This window comes from Pseudomonas sp. BW7P1 (assembly GCF_024981055.1).
Taxonomy (GTDB): Bacteria; Pseudomonadota; Gammaproteobacteria; order Pseudomonadales; family Pseudomonadaceae; genus Aquipseudomonas; species Aquipseudomonas bananamidigenes.
Genome location: NZ_CP103374.1, coordinates 4,153,539 through 4,179,441 on the forward strand (window position 1 = coordinate 4,153,539; position 25,903 = coordinate 4,179,441).

Genomic DNA, 25,903 nt, shown 5'->3' on the forward strand with positions numbered 1-25,903 from the left:
TCACTGTCGTCGTGTCGAGCAATAGTCGACGATCACCCGGGAGACCGTTTCGATCATCTGCGGATCGGCGTGGCTCGCCGTAAACAGTCGAAATTCAGCATCCGGCAACACCGGCAACCCCACCTCCACACCGAGTGCCGCCAGCCCCTGCCCCAACTGGCTGGCGGCCATTGGTGCCACCGCGAACCCGGCCAGCGCAGCCGCACGCAAACCGGCGCTGCTGGTGCAGAGCATCGCGGTGCGCTGGGCGATGCCGGCCCGGGCCAGGCGGGTCAGCGCGGCTTCGCGATACGGGCAAGGTTCGGGGAACAGCGCCAGCGGCAACGGCGTCGGCAATCGGGTGACCGGTTGCGCCGCCCAGGCCCACACCAGCGGTTCCTGCCACAGCAACAACCCCGGCTCCCGGGTCTCGCACAGCGAGCCGATGACCAGTTCCAGATCACCCTGTTTCATCTGGCTCAATAACGTGCCGGGAATATTCACCTGCACATCGATCTGCATCCCCGGATGCTGCGCCGCGCAATCCTGCAGCGCTCGTAACAGCCGAGGCTCGACAAAATCCTCCGACACGCCGATCCGCACCCGCCCCTGAAACGGCGTGCGCGTGAGCTGTGCCCAGGCGTCGCGGTTCAACGCCAGAATCGTGCGGGCATGGGAGATGAGCCGCTCGCCCTCTGCGGTCAATTGCTGGGAGCGCGTGGTGCGCTTGAGCAGCGGCTTGCCGATCTGCTCCTCCAGCCGTCGCAGATGACCGCTGACCGCCGATTGGGTCAGGTGCAGTTTTTCGGCGGCACGGCTGAAACCGTCCTCGTCGACAACGGTGACAAAAGTCTTCAACAACAGGACATCGAACATAGTTTGATACGTGATCAATCAGCGATTTATTTACGATTTATAGTGAGAAGCCAGCTATGTTGCAATGCCTCGCCTTCCCTACCCGAACGTCGAGGCCCACTGTGACCACCCTCTTGCACATTGAATGCTCTCCCCGTAAACAGCGCTCCGCATCCATGGAGGTGGCGCGCAGCTTCATTGAACGCTATCGACAAAATCATCCGCAGACCCAGGTTCAAACGCTGGACCTCTGGAACCTGCAACTGCCGGAATTCGACGCCGAGGCGATGAACGCCAAATACGCGGGCCTGAGCGGTACGCCGCTGACGCCATCGCAGCAGTCGGCCTGGCAGACCCTCGAAAACCTCGCCGCCCACCTGCACCGGGCCGATGTGCTGGTGTTTTCGGTGCCGCTGTGGAATTTCGGCATCCCCTACAAGCTCAAGCACTTCATCGACCTGGTGTCGCAGAAAGACATTCTCTTCAGCTTCGATCCGGAGCGTGGTTTGCAGGGTTTGCTGAAGGGCAAGCAAGCCGTGGTGGCGTATGCGCGAGGGATGGATTTTTCGGCGCAGTCGATCACGCCTGCCGAGCGCTTCGACTTCCAGAAGCCCTACGTAGAGACGTGGCTGGGGTTTATCGGCATCAGCGATGTGCATGCGCTGATCGTCGAGAAAACAATCTTCGGTGATGAGGTGGATCGCAACTCACGGTTCGCCGCATCGCAACAGGCACGAGACCTGGCGGACAACCTCGGCCGCCGAACCTGACGCAACTGTAATCCGCGCCTCAGCCAACTGAAAGCTGCCGCTGGTTAGCCTCCCCGTCATTGGTCAAACGGGGATTTCCAGCGCATGCTTTCCAACACCTCTAGACGCACCTTCGTCAAAGGCCTGGCCGCCGGCGGTCTGCTCGGCGGCCTCGGCCTGTGGCGCGCCCCGGTCTGGGCCTTGAACGGTTCCGGCCCGCTCAACGAACTGACCGGCACCGACTTCGAGCTGTTCATCGGCGAAACCCCGGTCAATTTCACCGGCCAGCCACGTACCGCGATGACCATCAACGGCGGCGTCCCCGGTCCCCTGCTGCGCTGGCGCGAAGGCGACACCGTGACCCTGCGGGTGCGCAACCGGCTCAAGGCGGACACCTCGATCCACTGGCACGGCATTCTGCTGCCGGCCAACATGGACGGCGTGCCGGGCCTGAGCTTCAAGGGCATCGAGCCGGGTGGCGTGTACGTCTATCAATTCAAGGTCCGCCAGCACGGCACCTACTGGTATCACAGCCATTCCGGGTTGCAGGAACAGGCCGGCGTTTACGGGCCTCTGGTGATCGACGCCCGGGAACCGGAGCCGTTCCAGTACGACCGCGAGCATGTGGTGATGCTCAGCGACTGGACCGACGAAGACCCGGCCAGCCTGATGAAGACCCTGAAAAAGCAGTCCGACTACTACAACTACCACAAGCGCACCGTCGGCGATTTCATCCAGGACGTCAGCGAAAAAGGCTGGGGCGCCACCGTCGCCGATCGCACGATGTGGGCGCAGATGAAGATGAATCCCACCGACATCGCCGATGTCAGCAGCGCCACCTACACCTTTCTCATGAACGGCCACGCTCCCGATGGCAACTGGACGGGGCTGTTCCGCCCCGGCGAAAAACTGCGCCTGCGGCTGATCAACGGCTCGGCCATGACCTACTTCGACGTGCGCATTCCCGGCCTGAAAATGACCGTGGTCGCCGCCGACGGCCTGCATGTCAAACCGGTGACCGTCGATGAGCTGCGCATCGCCGTGGCGGAAACCTATGACGTGATCGTCGAGCCCGCCGCCGACGCCTACACCCTGTTCGCCCAGGCCATGGACCGCACCGGCTACGCCCGTGGCACCCTCGCCGCCCGCGCCGGTTTGTCGGCCCCGGTGCCCGCGCCGGACCCGCGACCGCTGGTGACCATGGCCGACATGGGCATGGGCGGCATGGATCATGGTTCGATGGACATGAGCGACATGAGTGGCATGGATCACGCCGGCATGAACATGGGCCCGATGCAGTCGCATCCCGCCAGTGAAAAGGACAACCCATTGGTGGACATGCAAGCCATGACCACCGCGCCGAAGCTCGACGACCCCGGCCTCGGCCTGCGCAACAACGGTCGCCGCGTACTGACCTACGCCGACCTGCGCAGCACCTTCGAAGACCCCGACGGCCGCGACCCGGACCGCACGATCGAACTGCACCTGACCGGCCACATGGAGAAATTCGCCTGGTCGTTCAACGGCATCAAGTTCTCCGACGCCGAGCCCCTGCGCCTGAAATACGGCGAGCGCATCCGCCTGATTCTGGTCAACGACACCATGATGACCCACCCCATCCACCTGCACGGCATGTGGAGCGATCTGGAAGACGAAAACGGTAATTTCCAGGTGCGCAAACACACCATCGACATGCCGCCCGGCACCCGCCGCACTTACCGCGTCACCGCCGATGCGCTCGGCCGTTGGGCCTATCACTGTCACCTGCTTTACCACATGGAGATGGGCATGTTCCGTGAAGTGCGGGTGGAAGAATGAGGACGCCGACCATGACTCGATTTGCCGCGTTTTCGTTGTCGCTCCTGTCGATGTCCCAGGCCTTCGCCGCCGGTGACATGCAGGGCATGGATCACAGCCAGATGGGCGATCTGCAAAGCATGGACGACGGCATGATGCAGCCCGCCGCGCCAACCGAAAGCCGCACGCCGATCCCGGCGCTGACCGACGCTGACCGTGCCGCCGTGTTCACCAGCCACGCCGGACATCAGATCCACGACAGCGCCCTTAACTCTTACTTTCTCGCCGACAAACTCGAATGGCAGAACGGCGACGACGCCAGCACCCTGGCCTGGGATGTGTCCGGCTGGATCGGTGGCGACATCGATCGCCTGTGGCTGCGCTCCGAGGGCGAACGCAGCAACGGCAAGACCGAAGAGGCGGAAATCCAGGCGCTGTGGGGCCATGCGATTTCGCCGTGGTGGGACGTGGTCAGCGGCGTGCGCCAGGACTTCAAACCCGGCGCCCCGCAAACCTGGGCCGCATTCGGTGTGCAGGGCATGGCGCTGTACAACTTCGAAGCCGAAGCCACGGCGTTCCTCGGCGAAAACGGCCAGAGCGCGGTACGGCTGGAGGGCGACTACGACATCCTGCTGACCAATCGCCTGATCCTGCAGCCGACCGCCGAACTCAATGTCTACGGAAAAAACGATCCGCAACGAGGCCTGGGTTCCGGCCTGTCGAACACCGAGGCCGGCTTGCGTCTGCGCTATGAAATCCGCCGTGAATTCGCGCCGTACATCGGCGTGACCTGGAATCGCACCTACGGCAACACCGCCGATTACGCACGGGAAGAAGGCGAGGATCGCAGCGAAGCGCGACTCGTTCTTGGCGTGCGGCTGTGGTTCTGAATCCCTTCAAAAAACAACATAGAGGTCTTGCATGCGCACACTGAAAATCTCCCTCGTTCTCGCCAGCGGTTTGTTCCTGAGTACCCTGGCACAGGCCCACCCGAAACTGCTGTCGTCGACCCCGGCCGAAGGCGCGGACGGCGCACCACCGGAGAAGATCGAACTGCACTTTTCCGAGAACCTGATGACCCAGTTCTCCGGCGCCAGACTGGTGATGACCGAAATGCCCGGCATGGCCCACTCGCCCATGCCCATGAAGGCCAAGGTCAGCGCCGGCAGCGATCCGAAAACCATGCTCGTCACCCCGCTCTCACCCCTGCCCGCCGGCACCTACCAAGTCGAATGGCGCGCGGTGTCGTCGGACACGCACCCGATCACCGGCAACGTCACGTTCAAAGTGAAATGATCGATGGCCGACCTGATCAACATCCTCCTGCGGATGGCGTTGTATGTGGATTTGCTGCTGTTGTTCGGGGTGGCGTTGTTCGGGTTGTACAACGTTGGCGCGATGCTGCGGTTTCGGCCGATGCTGCGCGGGATGGCGTTGATCGGGGCGGTGCTGTCCGTGACGGGACTGGTACTGATGACCCGTACCATGAGTGGCGAAACCGAACTCGCTGCGCTGTGGCCGCATCTGCAAATGATGCTGTTCGAGACCGATGTCGGGCTGGCGTGGGCGGTGCGGATGGTTGCGCTGGTGGTCGTGGTGACCTGGCCGGGGTTGTGGCTGGCGTCGATGGCCGGCGCACTCGCCCTCGCCTCTCTGGCCTGGAGCGGGCACGGTGCGATGGATGGCGCCTGGCACCTGCTCAGCGACATCCTGCACCTGCTCGCGGCGGGGGCGTGGATGGGCACCATGCTGGCGCTGGTGTTGATGTCGCGGCTCGACGCTCTGCTCAGTGAAGCGCGCATTCGTTCGCTGGCCGATACCGTCAAAGGTTTCGAAGGCGTGGGCGCGGCGATTGTGCTCATCCTCTCAGTGACCGGCGTGCTCAATTACCTGTTCATCGTCGGCCCGAAGCTGGGCGAAATCCTGCTCGGCACCTACGGGATACTGCTGGCCATCAAGGTCTTGCTGTTTGCAGGCATGCTGGTGCTGGCGGCACTGAACCGCTTTCACCTTGGCCCGTCGCTGGAACAATCGTTGCGCGACGGCCAGCATCAAGTCGCCGCCAACGCGCTGCGCCGAAGCGTGTCAGTGGAACTCGGGATGGCGCTGTTGATCGTGGCACTGGTGGCGTGGCTGGGAACGCTCGGGCCGGACGCGGGATGACACCCGGCAAACCCTTTCACTACACTGGCCCGCACTCCCACTGCACAAGCCCGATCACAATGACCATTCGAAAAAACACGATGATCTTCTGCGGTCTGCTGGCGCTGGCCGGCACCGCCCATGCGCAAGAACCCGCCTCACATTTGGACACCATCCAACAACAAGGCCAATTGCGCGTCTGCACCACCGGCGACTACAAGCCCTACACCTTCAAACGCGAAGACGGCGGTTTCGAAGGCATCGACATCGCCATGGCGCAATCGCTGGCCGACAGCCTCGGCGTCAAGGTCCAGTGGGTGCAGACCACCTGGAAAACCCTGATGCCCGACATGCAGGCCGGCAAATGCGACATCGGTATGGGCGGGATTTCGGTGACCCTGGAACGGCAGAAAAAGGCCTACTTCAGCAACACCCTCGACGTCGACGGCAAGATCCCGCTGGTGCGTTGCGCCGACCAGTCCAAGTACCAGACCGTCGAGCAGATCAACCAGCCGAACGTGCGCCTGGTCGAACCCGCCGGCGGCACCAACGAAGCCTTCGTCCACGCCTTCCTGCCCAAGGCGCAACTGGCCCTGCACGACAACGTGACGATCTTCCAGCAACTGCTCGACAACAAGGCCGACGTGATGATCACCGACGCTTCCGAGGCGCGGTATCAGCAGAAACAGAAACCCGGTTTATGCGCGGTCAACCCGGAGCAGTTCATGCAATACGGGGAAAAGGCCTACCTGCTGCCGCGTGATGACATGAGCTGGAAGCTGTATGTCGATCAGTGGCTGCACCTGAGCAAGGTCACCGGGAAGTATCAGAAGGTGATTGGCGAGTGGCTGGCGGGGCCGCAGTAAAAACGAGGCCTGCCAATAACACTGTGGTGAGGGAGCTTGCTCCCGCTGGACTGCGCAGCAGGCCCCCTGCTTACAAGGTAAAACAAGGGTCGCTGCGCGCCCGGCGGGAGCAAGCTCCCTCACCACAAGTTCAGTCTTGAACCATCAATCATCATGCAACATGCCGGAGCTGTACTGGTTGAGACTAGCACCGATACCGGTGCCGCCGAACTTCAGCGTATTGGCGCTGGCGCGGCCTTCCGGCGACTGGCAATCCGAGGAGAAACAACTGGTGGTGGTCAAGCCACCGGAGCCGGAACAGGCGCTTAGAACCGAGACAGTGGTGGCGATCAACAGCACTTTGACGACATTGGCACTCATGGCACGGCTCCCCTGGGATGAAACGATCTTATCGCTGCATCCTAGGCGCCCGCGCGCGCCGACAACATGAAACTTTCGCCATCGACAGCGCGGGTTCAGCGAAACCCGTGATTACTCGTTCAGATCCTTGACCAGGTAAGTGCCGGCAATCTGCGAGATACCGGTCAACGCCTCACGGACCAGCTCCGGCTCGGTTCGATAGCGCAGCGGCTCGTAACCATAGGTGTTGGCGCCGTTGAACGGAGTGATCGGCTCCTTGCGCTGCCAGATCAACTCATCGCCCCGCTTCAGGGCACCGTTCACGGCAATCGTCGGATACACCACACTGCTGAAACCTTGCGTCAGCGCAAAGCCCCAGGTAACCACCGTCAACTCGATCTGCGCATCGGCGGGCTCGTCATCGGCGACGATCTTGAAACGACCGCTGGCCGCCAGTTGATCCTCGAAGCCCTTCTTGACCAGTTTGCCGAGGTCGATATCGGCACTCGTCATGTTGTACTGAATCGCCTCGACCGTGGACATCGACGCCAGGTCCCCGGCCTTCAACCCCGCCGCAAACCCGGCCCCGCTGAGCGCCGCCGTACCCAGCTTCCCGGCATGGGACGCCATCCCGACACCCGCACCGACACCGGCCCCGATTGCAGCGCCCCAGGCCTGCTCGCGGCCCATGTAGGTCATTTCCTTGAAGCTCCAGGTCACCGGAAGGACTTTCACCGTGTGGATCTGGGTGCGGTATTCGGGTTTGAACTTCTGATTGGCACAGCCTGCGAGAAACAGGACGGCGAACATCACGACAACTAGTTTTTTCATGAACAACTCAAAGACGCGGAGTGGAATGGGCAAGTTGTCGTCAGCATTGAAGAATTCTGAAGAAACACGGCCCTCCCGTGGCGGCATTCGCCACGGAAGGTGCCCGCACTTACGACTTCGGCTCGACGTGATCCAGCGCCTGATTCACCGCCAGCCCCGCGACCATTACCACCTGCGCGATGCCCAGCGCCGTTCTGCGATGACCGGGTTCCAGGATCGCGGCGAAGTTGCTGAGCATTTCACTGGCGGAATCGAGGGACTCGCAGGCATTGGCCAACAGGGATTCGCTGGTGTAGGCCGGGTTGGCCAGGAACATGGGGTCGTGTTCGGTGTGACTGCCCATGACGCGTTGTTGCGGGGTGAGGTAATGGTCGAGGGCGCGTTCGGCGGCTTCGTTGAGTTTTTTGGAATCTGGGAATTGATAAGGTGAAACCGGATCGGTTTCGGGTGGGTTTGGGGTTGGTTTGATCATGGATGAAACTCCTAACACTCTTAGTGAAGGCTTCACCCTTTCGCTACCAAACGAAGGGTGGCGGCCATGAACAGGTTGGTAGGCCGGGTGTTAGGAGCCGGCGCGCCCGAAGACGCCCTGTACATGACCACCATGGACACCAATCGAAAGCACGACCGGAGACGGTGACGCTGTACATCTAACACTCGGGCTACCAAACCCGATCACTGGTTTTCAGTGACCCAGGAACGATAAAACCCGCGACCTAGACGCACAAGCCGGCGGATTCTGTCTTAGGTGTAGGGGGTGGCGCAAGGATGTGTAGGGCCAAAGTCGTGTCAGAGAGCGTCATTTAAACACTCTTGGATTTCTCTGTTTAGATTGGCGACATACGCCGAGCAAGTCGCCGTCAGACACCCGCCAAAGCAAGTCTGATACAGTCCGTCTCGGCTAATTCATTGACAGGGAGTCAATCATGGCAAAGCCCGCCGCACGCCTCACCGATCCCACCAGTTGCCCCATGCCCGGACACGGCCCCAAAGCCATCGCCTCCGGATCCCCCGACGTGTTCTTCGACGGACTTGCCGCCGCCCGAATGGGCGACACCTGCACCTGCGGCAGCGCACTGGCCTCGGCCGTATCCGGCACGGTATTCATCAACGGCAAAAATGCCGCGTTGGTCGGCACAGTAGGTTCACATGGAGACGTTGTGATCGGTGGATCGGGAACGGTGATTATCGGCGACTCACATACGCCTGCGCCGTTTACGCCACCGACGCCGATGATCATTCATCCTAGATGGATCAGCTTCACCATTCCCGGTTCTGAGTCTTATCTGGGCATGAACTGCATTGCACATTTCGAAGATGGTTCTACCCAATCCGGAAATTTTGATATCACCAACACTGTGAAATTTCTCAACATCCGTGGAAAAGTCTGCCAAAAGCTAGAGTTCGGCTCCCAAGAAGAATCAACGGCCGGCTCAATCTTCGATACGTTATTCAATGCATCATTGAAATAAGGATTTTTCATGACTGAGCCATTGCTCGTAACGGGAAGCTACGTTGTTCAGAAAGCACACGAACTCGAAAACTCGCCTTTGGATATAGCGATTGCAGGTATGGAAGGGGCCGCCACAAGATTTTCTTTAGATGCCATATCGGATGCAAAAGTACGCAGCAACTACATGAGCAACATTAAGCGCATGTCATTGGAAACAAAAGCCGAAGTCGCCGCAGGAAAGCTCAGCGCCCAAGAAGGCGCAGCGTTTTGCCAGGAAATGCGAAACAGAATCCTAGTGGAGCATCGAAAATTCACCTCGGCACAAGGTGTGGCCTTCGCCGAACGGAAGAAACGATTACCTCCGACGTTACAGGACACACTGGACAAGTACGCACTCAAAACGGCAAACGTCGAATACAACAAATTGACTCCAGAACAAAAGAGCAAAGTCTATTACGAAATTCTTGATTCAGCAGGCCGTGATAACGCCCCGGTAAGCAAGGGAACTCAAAAATTAAGAATAATGGGAAAGGTCGGTTTATTGGTAACTGCGACTTTCGCCGTATATGAAATCATGAACGCAGACAACAAAGTAAAGGAAACGGCCCGACAAGGCATTATCATCGGCGGCGGCGCCGCTGGCGGTGGACTGGCAGGCTTGGGCGTCTCCGCATTTTGCGGCCCTGGTGCCCTTGCTTGCGCTGTCGCAATTGTACTGGCAGGAAGTATTGTGGGAGGAATTGCTGGTAGCGCAGTAGCCGACACCTTTGATGAAGAACTGGAGGAATTTTCCAAATGGGAAGTTCTATGACAAAGCAACAAAGAGCGGATGTGCGCTGGGCGTTGTCCGATGCTTTTGTTGATAACGAGGTCGACTATGCTGCGATTGCACGAAGGACAAGAGAATTCGATCGAGATGAAGTAAAACGCATCCTATTCGAAGAGATTGCTCCTGTTTGCCACTCAAACCTTGAAAGTACGCTTCCCACTATCTGGCTCTGCTTTAACAGGGAAGAACTGGAAGGTGACATTGAAAAAATGTTAGAGACAAAAAAGAATAGCTGGCTCAAAGGGAAAAGCAATGCTTTTCTGGTGAAGTGGCTGAAGAGTAGATACGCATACATCTGGACAAACATAGAAAGCCAGTATCAAAACACCAATCGAGAATAAAATAGCGAACAATAGATGACTGATCAATTTATCACCTATATAGCATATAAATCCGCCCCCTTTAGCGGATACAATTAAACTGCAGCACCGTACAAATAAGCACAAATTCAATACAAAGACACTCGACATTATTTATGTGTTACATCGGAGACAGATGTCAATGCCGAAACTCTCCATAGCAGACAGCCTTAAGAAAGCTAAGGGCGCCGTGACTTTATTAAAACTTAAAGAGTGGAGCATTCAGAAAACTCGACTAGTGCTATGGCGCGCTCACTGGTTATTTCCCAATATCATTCCGCGTTTTTCAAAAACTGATACGGACTATTATCAAACTAGAGATATCCAAACCAACCTTGATTGTTCGCTCCCTGAGGGGGAGGAGCTGCGCATTCAGGTTGTGTGGGGTGCAGAAGTTTATGGACCATCCGAAACGGGCCACCTCTGCGAAATTCTATCGCGATGGGGATGGAGCGCTGGTGCTGGGGGAATTAAACGTGACAACGCGGCTGAATGGATCCATCGGCAGCGCTTATATGGATTAGGCGGGTGGTATAACGTAGGGATAGTTACAAACCGTAAAGACAGAGGCAAATACCTCCTGCCAACAAACGAGCTCGAAATTCCGGAGGACGTAAAATACTTGATGGTAGAAATCTTCCAGATTACACCAGCCTTAACTTGTGTAGTTATTGGTTTTGCACTTAAAGAGAAAGCATCCAGAGCTTACGAGACTGAATTAAACAAAAAGAGAGTGGGGCGTTATGAGCGAGCGTCTAGATGGAGTGTGATGAGAATATCGCCTCCAGAACTTAAAGGACGTGCTATCGACAGAGCCAGAGTTGAGGTTCGCAATTTCGCACAGTCTTGGTTTCGCTCGCAGCTACCCGGATATTTTTGCAAAACTGATATTCAACGCTTACCCACGGCAGAACTAATTACAACGCTAACCGAACCGCTATTTCCTAATGATAAAACAAGATTTAGCGCAGGTGAAAGCTGGAGAGAAACTATATCGCGCGCCTCAAAATATGATGTATGGGATGGCCCTGACGGCACCAGTTTCACAAGTGGCCCCGACGGACGCCAAGGCGATAAGTTTCATCTGATAGTATCAATGTGCAAATCTAAGATCACTGATGAAGCCATAGAACATAGGGGAGCACGATCTGATTCAGTATACATCTCCTACTGTGGAGAGCTAGTGACAGGAATAATTAGTAATTTTGCGAGCGTTGGCTTTTTAACGGAAGCTCTGAAGGATTTGAGGTTAAGTCGAGCGTCCTTGGAGATTCAAAAGGTAGGCAGGGGAAAAGGGCTAAAAGCACTGGAGAACATTCAGGCATTTTTTGATCGATCATTAGGTACACCTGCGATTGCAGCGGAACTTAAAAGCCGCTCGGATTTTTTGGGAAATTTCCAACACGACTGCACTAAATTTACTGCCCCAAATTGGCGGAAAGGTGGTACTGACCGCACAATAGCAGAAGAACTTTGTGGCCACACCAAAACTCTTTCAAATCAAGTCATCAGTGAAGAGCACTCTTTGCGAGAGCATTTCGAACAGCTCTCAAGCATTATCAGCGTTCGAGAAAGCATTAAGGCTCAACAAAGAATGGAAATTCTAACAATCAGCGCCTTAGTGGTCGCAATTATTTCCTTGGCGGCTGCTGCAATCCAAAATCAAGACAGCCTTAAATTTATCAAAGAACTATCAAATAGGGCATTCGGAATTTAATTTATATTTCTACACTTTGGATTATTTTTTAAGAATTAACACTATTCAGGACAGCCCTCCACCATCGAGCGTCCGTACTGACCGGCTCAGTCAATAAACAATGGTAAACAATGGGGACAGATTTATTTACCACCTAGAAATCCAAAAAAAATAAATCCTTCCACTTTTTCTAAAACAAGTAAATTCGCCTTTTTTGACTCTAGAAAAATGGAAACTTTACACACTCATCATAAGCCTGCCAGTTAAAACACTAATAAATTACATCATTAAAACAGTGATTGCTGAACCTCAAAAAGTAGCTTTTCATCAACCCCCTCAACACCTCCAATCAAGAATGGACTGTAAGGATCATGCTTTCTTTTATTAGCTACTACAAGATCTTTGCTGAATGTCGCGTAGCAATATGAACACTCATGAAGACACGTATTATACATACCTATATCGATGCTTTTGATACAGCCACAAGCCTCACGCTGTCCAGCATCTTTTTTTGCGCTCATGACAATGCCAAAAAGTTCCTCTATAAGCTTGTCGTCTATACATTTCCCATGAGGAACTCCAACTAAACTAGTATCCACATGCTCAGCACAACTCTGAATCGCCATACCATGTTGCAATGCAGCATCAGCCATATATTTTGCCAGATCCAACAAAAGCTCACCCTGCTGTACAATATCACTATAAATCAAACCATTTACTTGAGAAAGGTTCTTCTCCGTTTTTTTATAAAAATCTGAAAAACTTATAACTACCCGCTTGGTCTTTCCTTCGAGCAACTGGGCCAGTTTAAGAAAGAGCCTTTTATGTTCATCTATCGGAACCATATTGGATAGCAATATAGGATCATATCTCCAAACCACCTTATTGGCGCCTACCATATCGCTTAATTGAACAAACTGCCTTACTGCATCATAAGGCTTAGGCACCGCCTTTTCGAGATTTCGCGGATATCCAGTAATTGTGTACTGAAAATAATATTTCAATCCTCTATTATCAAAATCACTTAAGTACCTCATCAAGCGAGAAGCATTACGAGTCCAAAACACAATAACATCAACATCTTTCTCAAGAAGCGAGACTCTTGAAATTTGTTTTGCATTGAAAGGATTTCTCGCCAGAAGAAACCCTTCCCGTATTCTGTTCGCAAACCAATCAGCATAAAATGCTGGAATATCAGTTCGCCTACTCGCACTAATTATCATCCCCTTACATACTCCAAGAGCTGGTAGTCCATAAACTCATTGCTAAATATCGGACTTTTAATAACATTACACACACCACACTCATCCATCTCGCCAACATTAGGACACACTATACGCCCTTCATTTGGATAAACAAAATTTCGATTTATCGTGTTCAATGCTGCGTACGGAGCCTTTGTATAAGGATGCTCCTTAAAATACGTTTGCTCATGATCATTTAGACATTCAAAACCAACACCAACAAGCGCCTCGTGAATAACGTTAAAAAAATCCACATCTAGAGAACGCTGACCTTTAGTACAAACAAATGAATTCATAAAGTAGATTCGTTTTTTCGAAGTCCCAGCCAAGGACTGCGCCAAGCGCTCTAAAGCACCATCGCTACTTTCTGCAATATCCCTTATAGACTTTGGAAAAACAAAAACATCAAAGCTACTTATCTCCTCACTTTCTAAGGCATGAGCAAACCTCACATCAAAAGTGAAATTTTCTCCTGTATCAGGCATTAATCTTCGTGTAGACCAATGCACCCTATCAAAACCAACATAATCAAACTCAACACCTTTCATATTGTCATTGAGTGCATAATAGTCTGGACACAACCCACACCCCAATGACGCAACTGTAACGGACTTAACTTTCAGTTCATTTAGACGAGTGCACAACTCATCAGCTAAAGCGCAATATTCAAAATAGTACGCAGGAATAAACCTAAGCGCATAAAGCTTTTGATACGACAAGTACTTATAAGATTCGTTTACTGGGGCAAGCGTGGCAATTTTGCACCAGTTTTTTCCTTTCACAAATGATTCGTGGTACGACATCACCATTTCATCGATAAAATCGCGACTGACCTTCATAGATATCCTTTTCTAGGGCTTGTTGATATCACAAAGCTACTATCCGAGAGAAAAATAGTCCAGCCGTGCCGACAAGCAAAAATGCACCAATAAGGTTCGGTTGCCCGTCTATCACCACCAAACTAAATCAGCAAACACTCGCCCCTCCATGCCATTCAATCCAAGCAGTGAAGGAGCGGAGGGAATTATTTTTGATACTGATCGTTCAACTCCCTCAAGCGAGACCTCTCCTAGACGCCGTTCAGATACCCCCAAACCCGTCCCTCCCATTCCTGATAAACTCCCCCACCTCCCAGCCACACCGATTCCGTACCCCCAATGCCCCCAATCACCGCCACACCCGCTCCACTCTCCCGCCGTTTCTCCGTCGCGCCGATGATGGATCGGACTGACTCCGTTTTTACATCCCGCAAATAAAGGCCCAAACGCTTCACCACCATCCCGCGTACCACTTGCGTACCAGCTCTGTTCTTCTCCCTCCTTGTCCCATCCCCTCTGCCGACTGCGTTAGCAAATTTTAAGCAGCGGTTCTCGGCTCCAATCCTGGCACTGTCTATCGTCGGCTCAGGCGGGCTTCGTGAGAATTAAACCGCGTGCAAGGAAAGCCGGCCGATCCCCCCTTTCACGCCTTCCCCCGTTTTCAGGTTGACCCCTGGGAAAAAGGTAATTTTGGTAATTTTCTTTTTTATAGCCACGAATATCCAATAAAATCAGTAGGTTAGGTAGATATAGCAAAGGTAATAATAGGGTAATAGGGAGGTTAGAAAATTACCCTTAGTCGTAGTAATTTCACCCACCTACGAACCCCTTTAAAATCAGTCACTTGGTGAAATATTACCTCCAGCCTTACCAAATATTACCTTCAAAGGTAATATCTCAAAGCCACGGTCTATAAGGGCTGCAGCCAGTTTTTCGCACCGTCTTACCAAAATTACCTTTCTCCCAGCCTCGAACTGAAATTGGCCAGCACAGGTGCCCTGCTATGCTTCATGCTTTCCGAATGGAGTCGAATACATGGCCAGCGAATATTCCCTTTCCGTCGTCCTCGAAAAAATGTACGAAAACCAGCTTGGGCTTGAAGCCGCGTTGATGGAGTTGGTGCTATTGGTCGAGCAACAGGGATACAAGACCGTGGGGGAGAATGCCCGCGTGGCACTCGAGCGAATTGGGGAAAATGCGGGGTTTATCAATCAAGGCCTAGCACGATTGAGAAACCTTGAAAAGGACTAACTTGTGAACCGCCCGAGGTGAAGCCCTCATTCTGCATGTAGACGAACAGAGAAAAAATTTGAGCACAGCTCTATCTAGCTCTATAGAAACAAAAATGCACTTAGAGGCACTATGACGGCGTCGAGTAAAATGAGTAGGTTAAAACTGGCATATGCCCGGACTTCGCTACGGCTGGTTCATGCCAAAGGCACTCTGGTGAAATGGTCAGGACAGCATGGATTCAAATTACTTACTACAATTGCAGCTATAGCTTTTGGCACCACGCTAATTATGGTTCCAGCATTGCAACGCGCTTCTAACGGATTCTTCATAATTCCAGAAAACCTAGCTGCGCTCAAATCACTACTGGCGGGAACCAGCAGTGCGTTGATAGGTGCAACAGCTATCGCGTTTTCGTTGATTTTATTTGCAATGCAGGTAAACGTGGAGCGTATGCCCCACGGTCTCTTTAAACGTCTAAGCTCAGATTGGATATTACTCGGCAACTTCCTAACCTCGTTTCTGAGCGCACTCACAGTTGGATCACTTTCCCTAATCCCATCATCAGAACTAGCCACCTTAGCGATTACAATTACCATTTGGGCGATAGTGTTAATTCTCAGTCTTTTCATTCTCTCCTATCGCCGTGCCCTTTTGTTGATCAGTCCGATAGCTCAACTTTCCATCATGACAAAGCAAATAACAAAGGAGCTTACGCGTTGGGAAGGCAGAGCTGAAAAAGCACGTCTGCTTATACAGAATCTTCAGGTACATCCCGACGCCGCTGCGGACATTAATGAAATTCAATTCGACTCCGCGAAGGCTAGATTTTTTCAGATAAACGCTGGCTGGGATCGTAACGCGCGACAAGCTGTACAATATTCAATATCGTATGCTCAACGCTTTTCTGAAGTTGGTGATCATGAGGTCGCTGACAGCGCAATCAACGGTGTAATGCTGATAAACGCTACTTATTGTGGTGTGAAAAACAGGACTTTCATTGGAGACAATTTACTCATACAAACACCTGGATCGACCGATGGTTTTATAAACTCCACACTGGAGTGTTTTCGACAAATGATGCGTATGGCCCTCTCAAGGGGGGATGAGCAATTGGCTGAGAATACTCTTCGAGGTATTGCTTCTGTGCTCGGTGTTTACTTGGGCATTGACTACCCAGGAAGAAACACTTCAAAGAAGCATGCCGGGTTGGCCTCTGGCTATCTTGAGTCTGCTGTCGAATCCGTCATACCACACAACATGCCCGATGTGCTGATGGAAGGGCTAAGGCTCATGGGTAAATCCGCACAAGCAATGTTAACCTCTACGAGTTCGCCCGAAATTATTTCACTGGCAAATAAGATAGCTTTGATTTCTTATACCGGGATGGTCAAAGCTGATTTCAGACCTGTAACATTGACGGCTTTTGAGCAGCTTTCAACAATTACTTTTGAACTGCTTGTTAACGCCAAGGATGACATACGCTATCCTGTAGCCGAAATTCGATCTGCAATAAAAAGCGCAGCTTTAAATTTTCTTGAAGTCCCAAGCAATTCTTTGACATCAATTCATAGCAGTAACCTAGCACCCTATTATTCTAGCGCCAGCACAAACTCGCTCCGACACAAACTTGCTCATCTCATCAATGAACTTTTAAACTCTCCAGCTGATAACGAAAACGCCATCAGAATCATTGGAAATATTGAAATCTGGGCAGATCAAATCTACCTTTCGCACAAAGAACTTCTTTTGAAAGCCGTAAACAAAAGATCAGGACTCACATTTGACCTCCTGCACTGGGCTTCAGGAATATCTGAAATGTTGTTGGCCACTGCAAACTCGCCTGCTTGTGACGAGCACGAAAAAGAAAATCTTTGCAACCATGCGATTCGCCTTATATCGACTATTTCATGGTTACCTGACGACGTTGAATCTGTGCGATTTGCAGAAAACTCTTCTGTAACTGAGATAATCTTTGATGCAGCCTTAACGGGACTGAAGTGGAATAGTGAAGATTACTACACTTCAGCAGAGGACCTTCTTTTACAGTGGGCAATGAAAGGAGGACAGCACCAAAATGGTTGGGGAATTCTTACGCGCTCAATTCTCGGGCTATGCGGACTATCTTTAGATCAAAAACAAGGCAATGTAGATAGCCTTAAGCAAAAAATAAAAACGGCCTTGGCCAAGCCAAGTTCACCGCCATTAGATCTTCGTCAATCTTCGGCGCGAGAGTTACGACGAGAGGCTGGAGCATACCGTCACCGTGGAATGATATTCTCAAAAATAGATAATGTTTTAGCTCAGCGTGACCAAGCAGCTCTTTCAACGCTTCTATTAGAAATAGCAGCCTTATTGGATGGGAATGATTAACAATGAATACCATCTTGCGACCGCAACATTCCAAGCGAAGAGTTCACCTCAAAGCTCCTGATTTTCTAGACGTACCCGTATGTCTTTACAGTCAGCTTGTGCCAGAACCTCCATTAGGTCTATATGAGCTTTGAGTCGGTTGCAGCCATTTGAATCACCTCTAACCATTGAACACTTCTGTAATTTTACAAAACGCTCCGTAAGCCAGCTGAGCCGGGCTTTTGAGTAAACTCAATACGTGTCCTGAAAGGCGTTCAAAACTGTTTGGATGCGAGCCATTGAGAAAAGAAAAACTCAATGAAACTCACTTTTTCAGACGACGCCCCCTTGCAAATAAGGATTCTAGAGATCAGCTCCTAACTTAACCTGACCAGCCCGCTGCGCAACGCCGCTTCACTTTTTTGCAAATCATTTCAATCTGTGAAATTGCAAAGTGCCTCAGGCCTACCGTAGCGGGCTTGGGCAAGGCCTTGACTTGTATTACTGCAGCCTTTGCAAAAAAAATGGATGCGAAGCCCGCCGGCGGGAGGGGGATAAGTGATTTCTCGTCAGATTTTTTCTTCGTGCCAGAAGTTTTGCCGGGGCTGAACCGGCACCAAAGAAAACCACCATCCTAGGGCCGTGGGACTGCATCGTTTACCGCCAGTCGCGATCCGCTGCAGCAGGGAATCTCGACCGATATACTGTCTGTACATACAGTATTTATAGAAGCGCAGGTGATGCAATGGATCGAGATTTTGCGAGCAACATTGCCGATCAGGCATCGCTCATGGGCAACTGGCGAGGGCTGTTGCTGGATAAAGAAGCACTGCTGAGTAGGCCGGGCACGCATCACAAGGCACTGCTCAGGCAGGCCCACCAATTGCACCAGGAACATGTCATAGACGATGGCGAGTTATGCGACTTCCTGGAGCTGGCCGACGCCGCGCTGGCCTTCGCCATCGAATCGTTGCACGACATCAAGACAGACGAATAGAGGTCATCACATGCATATGCTGGTCACGCCGTTGCGCTTGCGCGGTGTTCCGCTCACACCGAAAGAGCGCCGTCAGTACACTGCGATCAGGTGCAACGTCATGGTCAATTCAACGATGTGTGACGTAATGGGTAGAGCGTCTAACCATGCACGCGCCGAGGTGGGCATGCCGCTAGACCCCGACCCGCTCCCCCCATTGGTTGACGCTTCGCTGGCAGGAATGTCGGTTACGGGTTTCGTTATCTCTGGCATCGAGATAATCGACGGGTGCGCTTATGCACAGTCATGGTGGTGTCGTTTGGGATGAAATATTACTGAACTGCATGGCCTTGGCTGTTACCTCTTCTGCTATATTTTTGAGCTAACCAATCAATACACGTAGAACGATAACGCGCCAAGGATAGTATTTTAATGTCAGAGTTTATATATAGATTCAGACCGGTAAACAGACTGCTCGGCGATGGCATAACTGCAGGAGAACTAGAGGATCAATATATATTTTTTGCATCCCCAGAACAGTTAAATGATCCACTTGAAGGTTATAGAGATGTGTTTTTTCAAGGCGATAAGATCGTTTGGAAAAATTTAATTAAGCACTATGCCAGATGTTTAACGTGGAGCACCCTAAGCTACGACAACAATGGCAACGACAAGCTTTCAGAAAATCCAATTGATGTTTTTTGTAATGCACGATCCGCAACTGACGAATTCAACAAGCTAGTCGAAGAAATCTGCGATCAATTGTTTTCTGAACCCGTAATCGCAGATTACGTTTCAAGTCTTTCAACCAGCAGGAAAGCTCGACGACCAGAGCTGCTTTCTTACATTCAGATTCTCCACTTTTATTTTCTCGATGTTGTCTTAGAATTTCTTCACAAATTAGAGTTAATTTCTTTTAGACCGATCATCCTAAACGGAAACCGTCCAGGAACACTAATCCTCATAAAGAAAACAACAGATTCAATCATCGCAAACAAAGACTCCACCGAAGAATTGGGATCACACTTTCAAAAGTCTCAGCGGAATTTAAGTGAAAAGCTTCTATTAGCTAGATATCTAAAAAGCGAACAAGTCCCAAAAAACTGGTTCTTCCTAATCTTTGAGTATCCAGAAGTTTTTTGTAGAGAAATTGAAAAACTTATGTATCCGCGCTGGTATACGGCCTGCTTTATGTCCTCGTGTTCAGATTCTTCTATCTGGGGAAGCTATGGAGGAAACCATCAGGACGTTTGCTTAAAGTTTAGAAAAGAATGGATTGAGGACAGACCCGCACTTTCGTTGACTTCGCCTTGCGGGGAAGATCATAACGGTATTATCTGGAGCCCCGTAAAACGCCCCTTCCACGAAGTATCCTACGATAAATCATTTGTTGAAATGGACTTCTTTAGATCGCTAGGCCACCTCCCTCACCCCGTACTAATGGAAACATGGTTTGTAGGTGATGGAAAAACACTAAGTGATTGCGCTAAGGAAATGTTTGAAAACGAAGAGAAATGGAGAGAGTCTTACTGGGAAAATTTTTATCACTCAGTGACAGTAAAACTGAAGGCGTGGGATAGGGAAAAGGAATCTCGACTAATTCTCATGTCATTCCTGCATGACTTAGATAACAGCGAAAGGAGAAAGTTACGCTACGACTTTAACTCACTCGAGGGAGTTATCTTCGGGATAAACACCCCCATGGAAAGCAAACTAAAAATCATTAGAAACTTACAGAAACTATGCGAAAAACATAAACGCAAAGAATTTAGCCTCTACCAGGCCCGTTACAACGAACATTCAAGAGACATTGTCTACGACAAACTTGAAACAATCAACATTGGTTATAGCGAGCCATCGATTGATTAAATAATAATTAAATAGTAATAGGTTTTAGCTTTGCCGAAAGCGCTAATGCTTGTGCAGCTTTCGAGGTGAACGCGGCTGCGTCCACTGGGCTTGGAGTTGGCCCCGGCACGTGAGTGTGTGTAGCCAGTTGTAGGTTCATCTGCTGTATTAGGTCGAGCATGTCGCAAACCACCTGAAACAAGTTGACACCTTGCGAACCGATCCAGTTTTTTGGCGCCTGCATCCGCTGACTGATGCTCACGACACTCTCGCGTAAGCCCTCGATCCGCTCCTGCAGATCCCCACCTACCGTGGCGTTGTACTTCTGACCCACGACCAAGTTGAGATCCCGTCCGGTCGCCAGATGCAGATCGCCCACCGCCGCTATGCTGGCCGATCCGCCCGACAGCAGCTTGAGCGCACCCAGCGCTTCGATCTTTTTCACACCACCCACCGTCTCGGTCGAGTGGTCGTCTACTTCCCGCGTGTGGCTCTGGAACTGCTCGCGGTTGTCCAAGGCTTCAACCTCGCGCTCGATTGCTTGATCCCGGATCTTGCCATCGGTCTGGCGTAACCAGTTGCCGTCCGCGTCGACGCGCTGCTGGGCGGTGCCGCTGTACTGCCACACCTGGTCACCCTTCGGCACCTTGGGCATGCTCAGGCCGTGCGGCAGGATCGACTGAATGTAGGGCTTGTTCGGCAGGCCGTAGGCAAAACACACCACGACGCGGGTGCCTTCCTCCGGAAAGGCGTAAATGCCCATGTCCTCGCCACCGGTGGGCAGTGGCAGCGGGACGCCGGTCAGCGGCGGCATTGCCGGATCTGGCTCGTCGTCGGCGCCCAGGACTTCAATATCCACGGCATAGCGCGGACGAAAGTCGTCACAGATCCCGGCATCCGCCGGAGCATCGGCCACGGCGGTGACGCGGGCGAAGCGCGGCAGGTGATACCCGCCGGTGAGTTCGGGAAATTGGCGCTCTACTGCGCGGCGGATTGCGTCTTCCATCGGATGGCCATCTGGTCATTGGCGAGTGCCACACTGGTGACACGTTCGCCGGCGTTGATCGTTGCACCCGGTCGCAGGCCAGGAAGGGCCGCGACCATTGCGCTCTGGTTGCCCTGGTAGCCGTCGAACAGCTCCGTGGGGATCTGCAGCGCCGCCCGGGCGCCGAAAAAACTGTCGGCCCAGCTGCCGGCGAACACTTCGCCGTTGCCCAGCTGATGCCAGGTGAAGTCGGGAATACTGAATACTCGGGCCAGGCTGTCCATGGCCTGGTATCCGGCAGCAAGGCTGTAGAAGTACGGTGCCTTCACGCCGGCGTACGGCCGATCGGGTACGCGAAAGCGCAGGCCTGTCTGCTCGCTGATGGCAGCCAGCACGGCGCGCAGATCGACGTGACGCAGGTTCAGCGGCAGCGGGTTGGCCAGCACAGCAGCCAGTTCACGGCAGAACAGCACCTGCTCTTTGGCATTGGCGGCGGTGCAACGCTCGACGTAGCCGATGAAGTGGCGCTGCAGCGTGCGGTCGTTGTAGCCGATATCCAGCGTCACCAAACCTTTCAGCGGCTCAGCAGACTGAACGGTGAAGTTCGCCCGCCCTGGACTGGTGGCGTCCAGCCGAACGTCTTCCTTGACCAGGCGAACAGGCGCACCATTGATCGACAGAACTTTGTGCAGTTTCACGTCTGCTCACTCCCCAGCCACTTGTCGACGCGGCCCAGCACCTTTTCAAAGCCGCTCAACTCCGGGTTGTCGCTCGAACCTGAGTTACTACCTCCCTCACCGACCGCGCTTCCCGGGGCGCCCTGGGCGTCGACCTTGTTGCCGGCACGCCGACCCTCGACCTTTTCGGGGTTCGACTCGCGCTCGCTCAGCGTGAACTGCACAAGCCAGGCTTTCAGGTTGTCGGCTTCCCGAGCGCTGACGCCTTCGGAAAACTCCACCTGGCGCACGCCGAACGCCTCGGCGGTGTCGTTCACGACGCGATAAAAATGCAGCTCGCCGCCGCTCGCCGTGGCTTCGGCCAGACGCATCAAGTCAGTCAACTGCACCCGATCAACAAAAGGGATCATCAGCGAGACGGCCAACGTTTTGGGCTTAAAACCCTTGTGCGCCTTGTCGGTGTTGCTGGTCTGCCCCGACATGTCACCGCTTTCGATACGCAGGTTGGCGGTGACCTTGAGGTTCTTCCCCTGGACTTTTTGCCCATCGAGCAACAGCGTCATAGGCCCACCAGCTCCCGTACAAAACTCAACCCCTTTTGCGTGCCCACCAGCAGCAGGCCGGCACATTGCACCCACTCATGCCCCGGTGCGTCGCCGCTCAGCAGCTCCTGGCGCAGCTCGCTGGAGTTGCCGGGGCCAATCAGGCGCGCCCGTATGCTGACGTCGGGGTTGCCCCCAGCCAGGAGGTTTTTCAGATCAGTCAATTGTTGATCCCGGCCTTGTTGCTGTGCCGCCTTGCGAGCGGCCAGCGCCGCCAGATCACCCAACGGCGAACTGTCGGCGGCGTAACCCTCCAACACGGCCAATTGGCCGGCCATCGATTGCTTGGCAGCCTTAACCACCGTGCAGCGCTCCAGGGGCAGTCCTTGCCAGCGCGGCAGCGGGCCGGCGCCGGGGATCTCCCACTTGTCGCTCTCAAGTTTCATCAGGTGCTGGGCGCGCCGCTCGGTTCGCACCAGGTCGCCGATTGGCAACAATGCGTTGAAGCGCGACAGGCCGCTGGCCAGCTGCTCCAGGCGCGTCCCCAGGAACAGAATCGACAGGGCATATTGCCGCCCGACCGGACGGCCCGCGTCGGTGGCGTCCTCCAGTTTTTTGGCCAGGTGTTCCAGCACGTTCGGCGCCGACAGGTAGCGCTGATAGCCCTTGCCCTGGCCAATGCCGCTCTGAAACGGCGTGACCACCAGGCACGACGGCACCTGGCCCAACTGTTCTGCCAGCGCAGTGCGTCCGGCTTCAATGGCGCCTTTCGCGGCATCACCGACCGGCCCCGGATTGGTGTTGGCCAAGCCGCTCAAACCGGCCAGCCGTTGCGCGGTGCTGGCCAGCTCGCCAGTGGCCAGATCCTTGGCGGCGGACAGCCCGCCCATCCACTGCGTGGCCTGCTCCGGCCAGCGCATCGTCACCGGTGACCAGGTCATTCTGGCGGTGTCCATTTGATGGCGTCCATCGCTTTGCTGTCTTGCTCGTTGAACGCTTTGGCCAGCGCTTGGCGCAAGTTTTCTGCGTGCAATTGCGCCGCCTGTTTGAAACGGAAAAGGTCTTGGCCAACATCGCGCAGTTGTTCGGTGGTGTGGGTTCTGAAAGCCTTGTGCTGCTCCATGTCGGTGCAGGCGATATCGGCGGGCAGACCCGAGAGAATGGAACCGGTCAAATTGATCTGATCGACCAGTGTGCTGTCGTAATGAAACGGCCAGCCCAACGCCTGAGAAACGAAGCCCGATTCGGTGTACAGGGCGCAGGCCTGGTGAATTTCCTGCTTTTTCTGCTCATGTAGCGCGGCCAGTATCGCGGCGGTGTCGTCGACCCAGTGGTCGTTTTTCCAGACTTGAAGCGGCTTTGGCTGCTTGAGCGTGTAACCGCTGGGCATTGGCGCGAAGCCATCGAGCGTCAACGGCTCCCCGGTCTTGATGTTGTACGCGGTCACGCCCTGGAAAAAATCCAGCAGCTGCCACTTTCCATCGATCCAGCACGCGGCCTTGTGCTCCGGTTCTTCCGGCGGCGGGATTTCCACACAGCCTGCAGGGATCAGAAAAACGTCGGGTTCCAGTTGGCAGGCCTCGGCCTCGGTCGTGCCGACGTAACGACCGAAAGAGTTGGTTTGATAGACGATTTTTCGGTTCATATGAGCGCTCAGTATTTGATGCAGACGAGAAATGCGACGTTGTCCGGACGGGATTCATTGCCCCCGTCTGCGCCGACCGTGACACCGTGGACGTGGTCGCCGGCGGCATAGATGTTCAGGCCGTGGGTGTGGACACCGTCACCATTGATGCCGACGGCGTGGGTGTGCGCAGCGTGGGAGCTGCCGAACTCTCGCCAGAAGGCTCCCCCGGAGCTGGAACCCATCACCGACCCGGCTTGGTTGCCGCCGACGTTGATGCCTTGGTTGCCCATCAGAATTTGGGTGTTTCCCTCGCCCGCGCCTGCTGTCCAGGCCGAGTGTCCGTGCCAGCCGGCGGCATCGATATGTCCGCCGTGACCATGTGCGCCGGCTCCGGAAGTCGACGCCGCGTGAGTGTGCGAGCGGTTTTGGTTGGCCTGTTCACTGCCCAACGCCCGGCCAGCATCCACAGTGCCGCCGTCGCTCCAGGCTCGAATGAACTTGCCGCGCATATCGCGCACGTTGAAGGTGTTCACGCCGTCCCCGGCGCCGTAGCGGGTGCCGATCACGGCGAAGAGCTTCGCGTAGGTAGTTCGCGAAATGGCGGCGCCGTTGCACTTCAACCATCCCGGCGGTGCGCTGGTCATATCGAATGCGGCGACCATCCCCGTCATCGAGTCCCCGACTTGTTGCTGCAGCTTGTTCAGCGCAGCGGTCGAAGCAATGATCTGGCTGCTGTTGGTGCCCGGGTCGTCGCTGATTGCGTTGGGAACATTGCTCAGTCCGACGTCTTCTTTCTTTGTGCCTCGGGCGCGCAGGCGCGGGTAGTCGCCGTTTCTGGCCGCAAGGTAAGTAATCAGCGAAGCGTCGATTGGCTCGACCACGCGCATATCCAGCGCAATGGAAGAGTTGGGGATCTCGGCGAGGGGAACGCAGTAATGGCCCACGCCGGCGCTGTCGGTGTAATCGGTACGATTGGCTCCGAACACGATGGTGTAGCTGGCCACAACGTCGTTGAATTCACGCTTCAGGGCGACATCAAGCCAGGCGACTGTGGGGTAACTCGGCGGTTCGATCTTCAACGGGGTTGACCGCACGACACGAATCCCCGCGATATAGGCGCCGCCTGGGTTCATCTGGAACGAGTCGTTAACCCAATCAATTTTGAAGCCGGCGCCAAAGAAGCACGCCCGGCCATAGACATCACCATTGATCTGCCGCTGACGTTCGTCGATGCCCGCCAGGCGCACAGTAAAGTCATGCTGCCAGGTGCTGGCATCGATCTTTACGCCGGTCAGCGCCTGGGCACCGTCGAAGGCCACCAGAAAGTTGCGGGTGACGTTGTTGCCGATCTGCAGCGGCGGGATGTTTTTGCGTTTCTGTTGCAACGGCACATAGGAAACCGCGAACAGCAGGCCGTCCGCGTCCTCAAGGCCGATCCAGTTGAAATCCCAGTCGCCAATATCCGAACCGATTTGGGCGCTGTACACGACCTGGTTGGGATTCACGAACCCCGCGTTTTCCTTGGGGATGTCGTGAACGTGGACGATCTGTCCCACCGGAGGTTTGCCGGCAGCGCGATCCACGGGCGCTTCGGTGGCCAGACCGGGCACGTTGGCGAAAATGAACTTCGTAATGACCAGGGGCTTTTTCTGGCTTTGTTTCAGGGCAATTTGGCCTTCTCCGGCCAACGTAATACTGGCGCTCACAAT

Annotated in this window: 26 protein-coding genes; 14 read left to right on the plus strand and 12 right to left on the minus strand. The window is 54.0% G+C overall.

Translation table 11 applies throughout. The features are described from left to right. A complete protein-coding gene (locus NWV16_RS18580; protein ID WP_260520246.1) occupies positions 1 to 855 on the minus strand; it encodes a LysR family transcriptional regulator in 855 nt (284 codons plus the stop codon). Between the two features lie 101 nt (positions 856 to 956). On the opposite strand from NWV16_RS18580, the gene NWV16_RS18585 reads away from it, so the two are divergent. The 6 genes from NWV16_RS18585 to NWV16_RS18610 all read left to right on the plus strand — a co-directional run bounded on the left by NWV16_RS18585 (position 957) and on the right by NWV16_RS18610 (position 6,388). Beyond that, positions 957 to 1,604 carry an FMN-dependent NADH-azoreductase gene (locus tag NWV16_RS18585; protein ID WP_260520247.1) on the plus strand — a complete coding sequence of 216 codons (648 nt, stop codon included), beginning with the start codon at positions 957 to 959 and terminating at the stop codon, positions 1,602 to 1,604. Between the two features lie 84 nt (positions 1,605 to 1,688). Further along, on the plus strand, positions 1,689 to 3,401 hold the full coding sequence (locus NWV16_RS18590) for a copper resistance system multicopper oxidase (RefSeq protein ID WP_260520248.1): 1,713 nt from the start codon (positions 1,689 to 1,691) through the stop codon (positions 3,399 to 3,401). 11 nt (positions 3,402 to 3,412) lie between these two features. Further along, positions 3,413 to 4,270 (plus strand): copper resistance protein B, encoded by an 858-nt coding sequence (locus NWV16_RS18595; RefSeq protein ID WP_260520249.1) that lies wholly within the window; start codon positions 3,413 to 3,415, stop codon positions 4,268 to 4,270. A 31-nt stretch (positions 4,271 to 4,301) separates the two neighbouring features. Continuing rightward, positions 4,302 to 4,676: a copper homeostasis periplasmic binding protein CopC gene (gene copC, locus NWV16_RS18600; protein ID WP_260520250.1), complete on the plus strand. Its 375-nt coding sequence runs from the start codon at positions 4,302 to 4,304 to the stop codon at positions 4,674 to 4,676. Positions 4,677 to 4,679: 3 nt separating this feature from the next. After that, positions 4,680 to 5,543: a copper homeostasis membrane protein CopD gene (gene copD / locus NWV16_RS18605; protein ID WP_260520251.1), complete on the plus strand. Its 864-nt coding sequence runs from the start codon at positions 4,680 to 4,682 to the stop codon at positions 5,541 to 5,543. A gap of 59 nt (positions 5,544 to 5,602) precedes the next feature. After that, positions 5,603 to 6,388 carry a transporter substrate-binding domain-containing protein gene (locus NWV16_RS18610; RefSeq protein ID WP_260520252.1) on the plus strand — a complete coding sequence of 262 codons (786 nt, stop codon included), beginning with the start codon at positions 5,603 to 5,605 and terminating at the stop codon, positions 6,386 to 6,388. Between the two features lie 144 nt (positions 6,389 to 6,532). Here NWV16_RS18610 and NWV16_RS18615 read toward each other — a convergent pair whose 3' ends face one another. The 3 genes from NWV16_RS18615 to NWV16_RS18625 all read right to left on the minus strand — a co-directional run bounded on the left by NWV16_RS18615 (position 6,533) and on the right by NWV16_RS18625 (position 8,030). After that, entirely contained in the window at positions 6,533 to 6,748 is a 216-nt protein-coding gene (locus tag NWV16_RS18615) for a hypothetical protein (RefSeq protein WP_260520253.1), read from the minus strand. Positions 6,749 to 6,859: 111 nt separating this feature from the next. Then, entirely contained in the window at positions 6,860 to 7,558 is a 699-nt protein-coding gene (locus NWV16_RS18620) for a hypothetical protein (RefSeq protein WP_260520254.1), read from the minus strand. Positions 7,559 to 7,667: 109 nt separating this feature from the next. Beyond that, positions 7,668 to 8,030: a DUF6124 family protein gene (locus tag NWV16_RS18625; RefSeq protein ID WP_260520255.1), complete on the minus strand. Its 363-nt coding sequence runs from the start codon at positions 8,028 to 8,030 to the stop codon at positions 7,668 to 7,670. 454 nt (positions 8,031 to 8,484) lie between these two features. Here NWV16_RS18625 and NWV16_RS18630 point away from each other — a divergent pair, with 454 nt between their 5' ends. From NWV16_RS18630 to NWV16_RS18645, 4 genes are all read left to right on the plus strand, one after another. Continuing rightward, complete coding sequence (locus NWV16_RS18630; protein ID WP_260520256.1) at positions 8,485 to 9,030, plus strand: PAAR domain-containing protein; 546 nt, start codon at positions 8,485 to 8,487, stop codon at positions 9,028 to 9,030. Between the two features lie 9 nt (positions 9,031 to 9,039). Beyond that, positions 9,040 to 9,822 carry a hypothetical protein gene (locus NWV16_RS18635; protein WP_260520257.1) on the plus strand — a complete coding sequence of 261 codons (783 nt, stop codon included), beginning with the start codon at positions 9,040 to 9,042 and terminating at the stop codon, positions 9,820 to 9,822. Then, positions 9,819 to 10,181, plus strand: coding sequence for a hypothetical protein (locus tag NWV16_RS18640; protein WP_260520258.1), 363 nt, complete (start codon positions 9,819 to 9,821; stop codon positions 10,179 to 10,181). Before NWV16_RS18635 ends, NWV16_RS18640 begins: the two co-directional genes overlap by 4 nt. Positions 10,182 to 10,341: 160 nt before the next feature. Beyond that, on the plus strand, positions 10,342 to 11,916 hold the full coding sequence (locus NWV16_RS18645) for a hypothetical protein (protein WP_260520259.1): 1,575 nt from the start codon (positions 10,342 to 10,344) through the stop codon (positions 11,914 to 11,916). Between the two features lie 266 nt (positions 11,917 to 12,182). On the opposite strand, the gene NWV16_RS18650 is transcribed toward NWV16_RS18645, so the two are convergent. Both NWV16_RS18650 and NWV16_RS18655 read right to left on the minus strand, forming a co-directional pair. After that, the gene (locus tag NWV16_RS18650; RefSeq protein ID WP_260520260.1) at positions 12,183 to 13,118 is read right to left on the minus strand and encodes a DUF1848 domain-containing protein; all 936 of its coding nucleotides are present in this window, start codon (positions 13,116 to 13,118) and stop codon (positions 12,183 to 12,185) included. Next, positions 13,115 to 13,978, minus strand: coding sequence for a hypothetical protein (locus NWV16_RS18655; protein ID WP_260520261.1), 864 nt, complete (start codon positions 13,976 to 13,978; stop codon positions 13,115 to 13,117). Before NWV16_RS18655 ends, NWV16_RS18650 begins: the two co-directional genes overlap by 4 nt. A gap of 1,014 nt (positions 13,979 to 14,992) precedes the next feature. Between NWV16_RS18655 and NWV16_RS18660 the strand changes: the two genes are divergently transcribed. The 4 genes from NWV16_RS18660 to NWV16_RS18680 all read left to right on the plus strand — a co-directional run bounded on the left by NWV16_RS18660 (position 14,993) and on the right by NWV16_RS18680 (position 20,384). Beyond that, positions 14,993 to 15,208, plus strand: a complete 216-nt coding sequence (locus NWV16_RS18660) for a hypothetical protein (protein ID WP_260520262.1) — start codon at positions 14,993 to 14,995, stop codon at positions 15,206 to 15,208. A gap of 129 nt (positions 15,209 to 15,337) precedes the next feature. Then, positions 15,338 to 17,560, plus strand: coding sequence for a hypothetical protein (locus NWV16_RS18665; RefSeq protein ID WP_260520263.1), 2,223 nt, complete (start codon positions 15,338 to 15,340; stop codon positions 17,558 to 17,560). A 724-nt stretch (positions 17,561 to 18,284) separates the two neighbouring features. Continuing rightward, a complete protein-coding gene (locus NWV16_RS18670) occupies positions 18,285 to 18,536 on the plus strand; it encodes a hypothetical protein (protein WP_260520264.1) in 252 nt (83 codons plus the stop codon). Between the two features lie 411 nt (positions 18,537 to 18,947). Further along, positions 18,948 to 20,384 carry a hypothetical protein gene (locus NWV16_RS18680; RefSeq protein WP_260520266.1) on the plus strand — a complete coding sequence of 479 codons (1,437 nt, stop codon included), beginning with the start codon at positions 18,948 to 18,950 and terminating at the stop codon, positions 20,382 to 20,384. 7 nt (positions 20,385 to 20,391) lie between these two features. Here the strand turns inward: NWV16_RS18680 and NWV16_RS18685 are convergent, their stop codons facing one another. From NWV16_RS18685 to NWV16_RS18710, 6 genes are read right to left on the minus strand one after another with little or no spacing between them, the layout of a single operon-like run. Then, complete coding sequence (locus NWV16_RS18685) at positions 20,392 to 21,369, minus strand: hemagglutinin repeat-containing protein (protein WP_260520267.1); 978 nt, start codon at positions 21,367 to 21,369, stop codon at positions 20,392 to 20,394. Next, positions 21,342 to 22,046: a hypothetical protein gene (locus NWV16_RS18690; protein ID WP_065257731.1), complete on the minus strand. Its 705-nt coding sequence runs from the start codon at positions 22,044 to 22,046 to the stop codon at positions 21,342 to 21,344. Before NWV16_RS18690 ends, NWV16_RS18685 begins: the two co-directional genes overlap by 28 nt. After that, a complete protein-coding gene (locus tag NWV16_RS18695; RefSeq protein WP_260520268.1) occupies positions 22,043 to 22,588 on the minus strand; it encodes a DNA-binding protein in 546 nt (181 codons plus the stop codon). Before NWV16_RS18695 ends, NWV16_RS18690 begins: the two co-directional genes overlap by 4 nt. Then, positions 22,585 to 23,508 (minus strand): hypothetical protein, encoded by a 924-nt coding sequence (locus NWV16_RS18700; protein WP_260523552.1) that lies wholly within the window; start codon positions 23,506 to 23,508, stop codon positions 22,585 to 22,587. Before NWV16_RS18700 ends, NWV16_RS18695 begins: the two co-directional genes overlap by 4 nt. After that, the gene (locus NWV16_RS18705) at positions 23,505 to 24,212 is read right to left on the minus strand and encodes a hypothetical protein (protein ID WP_260520269.1); all 708 of its coding nucleotides are present in this window, start codon (positions 24,210 to 24,212) and stop codon (positions 23,505 to 23,507) included. Before NWV16_RS18705 ends, NWV16_RS18700 begins: the two co-directional genes overlap by 4 nt. Positions 24,213 to 24,220: 8 nt before the next feature. Continuing rightward, positions 24,221 to 25,900, minus strand: a complete 1,680-nt coding sequence (locus NWV16_RS18710) for a phage tail protein (RefSeq protein WP_260520270.1) — start codon at positions 25,898 to 25,900, stop codon at positions 24,221 to 24,223. Positions 25,901 to 25,903: the final 3 nt, after the last annotated feature.

Bases quoted from the DNA above. Each gene is read 5' to 3' on its own strand.
- NWV16_RS18705 (WP_260520269.1), bottom strand. From the start codon at position 24,212: ATGAACCGAAAAATCGTCTATCAAACCAACTCTTTCGGTCGTTACGTC.
- NWV16_RS18640 (WP_260520258.1), top strand. From the start codon at position 9,819: ATGACAAAGCAACAAAGAGCGGATGTGCGCTGGGCGTTGTCCGATGCT.
- NWV16_RS18635 (WP_260520257.1), top strand. From the start codon at position 9,040: ATGACTGAGCCATTGCTCGTAACGGGAAGCTACGTTGTTCAGAAAGCA.
- NWV16_RS18695 (WP_260520268.1), bottom strand. From the start codon at position 22,588: ATGACGCTGTTGCTCGATGGGCAAAAAGTCCAGGGGAAGAACCTCAAG.
- NWV16_RS18580 (WP_260520246.1), bottom strand. From the start codon at position 855: ATGTTCGATGTCCTGTTGTTGAAGACTTTTGTCACCGTTGTCGACGAG.
- NWV16_RS18590 (WP_260520248.1), top strand. From the start codon at position 1,689: ATGCTTTCCAACACCTCTAGACGCACCTTCGTCAAAGGCCTGGCCGCC.
- NWV16_RS18685 (WP_260520267.1), bottom strand. From the start codon at position 21,369: ATGGAAGACGCAATCCGCCGCGCAGTAGAGCGCCAATTTCCCGAACTC.
- NWV16_RS18620 (WP_260520254.1), bottom strand. From the start codon at position 7,558: ATGAAAAAACTAGTTGTCGTGATGTTCGCCGTCCTGTTTCTCGCAGGC.
- NWV16_RS18650 (WP_260520260.1), bottom strand. From the start codon at position 13,118: ATGATAATTAGTGCGAGTAGGCGAACTGATATTCCAGCATTTTATGCT.
- copC (WP_260520250.1), top strand. From the start codon at position 4,302: ATGCGCACACTGAAAATCTCCCTCGTTCTCGCCAGCGGTTTGTTCCTG.
- NWV16_RS18630 (WP_260520256.1), top strand. From the start codon at position 8,485: ATGGCAAAGCCCGCCGCACGCCTCACCGATCCCACCAGTTGCCCCATG.
- copD (WP_260520251.1), top strand. From the start codon at position 4,680: ATGGCCGACCTGATCAACATCCTCCTGCGGATGGCGTTGTATGTGGAT.
- NWV16_RS18615 (WP_260520253.1), bottom strand. From the start codon at position 6,748: ATGAGTGCCAATGTCGTCAAAGTGCTGTTGATCGCCACCACTGTCTCG.
- NWV16_RS18700 (WP_260523552.1), bottom strand. From the start codon at position 23,508: ATGACCTGGTCACCGGTGACGATGCGCTGGCCGGAGCAGGCCACGCAG.
- NWV16_RS18655 (WP_260520261.1), bottom strand. From the start codon at position 13,978: ATGAAGGTCAGTCGCGATTTTATCGATGAAATGGTGATGTCGTACCAC.
- NWV16_RS18660 (WP_260520262.1), top strand. From the start codon at position 14,993: ATGGCCAGCGAATATTCCCTTTCCGTCGTCCTCGAAAAAATGTACGAA.
- NWV16_RS18610 (WP_260520252.1), top strand. From the start codon at position 5,603: ATGACCATTCGAAAAAACACGATGATCTTCTGCGGTCTGCTGGCGCTG.
- NWV16_RS18595 (WP_260520249.1), top strand. From the start codon at position 3,413: ATGACTCGATTTGCCGCGTTTTCGTTGTCGCTCCTGTCGATGTCCCAG.
- NWV16_RS18665 (WP_260520263.1), top strand. From the start codon at position 15,338: ATGAGTAGGTTAAAACTGGCATATGCCCGGACTTCGCTACGGCTGGTT.
- NWV16_RS18625 (WP_260520255.1), bottom strand. From the start codon at position 8,030: ATGATCAAACCAACCCCAAACCCACCCGAAACCGATCCGGTTTCACCT.
- NWV16_RS18645 (WP_260520259.1), top strand. From the start codon at position 10,342: ATGCCGAAACTCTCCATAGCAGACAGCCTTAAGAAAGCTAAGGGCGCC.
- NWV16_RS18670 (WP_260520264.1), top strand. From the start codon at position 18,285: ATGGATCGAGATTTTGCGAGCAACATTGCCGATCAGGCATCGCTCATG.
- NWV16_RS18680 (WP_260520266.1), top strand. From the start codon at position 18,948: ATGTCAGAGTTTATATATAGATTCAGACCGGTAAACAGACTGCTCGGC.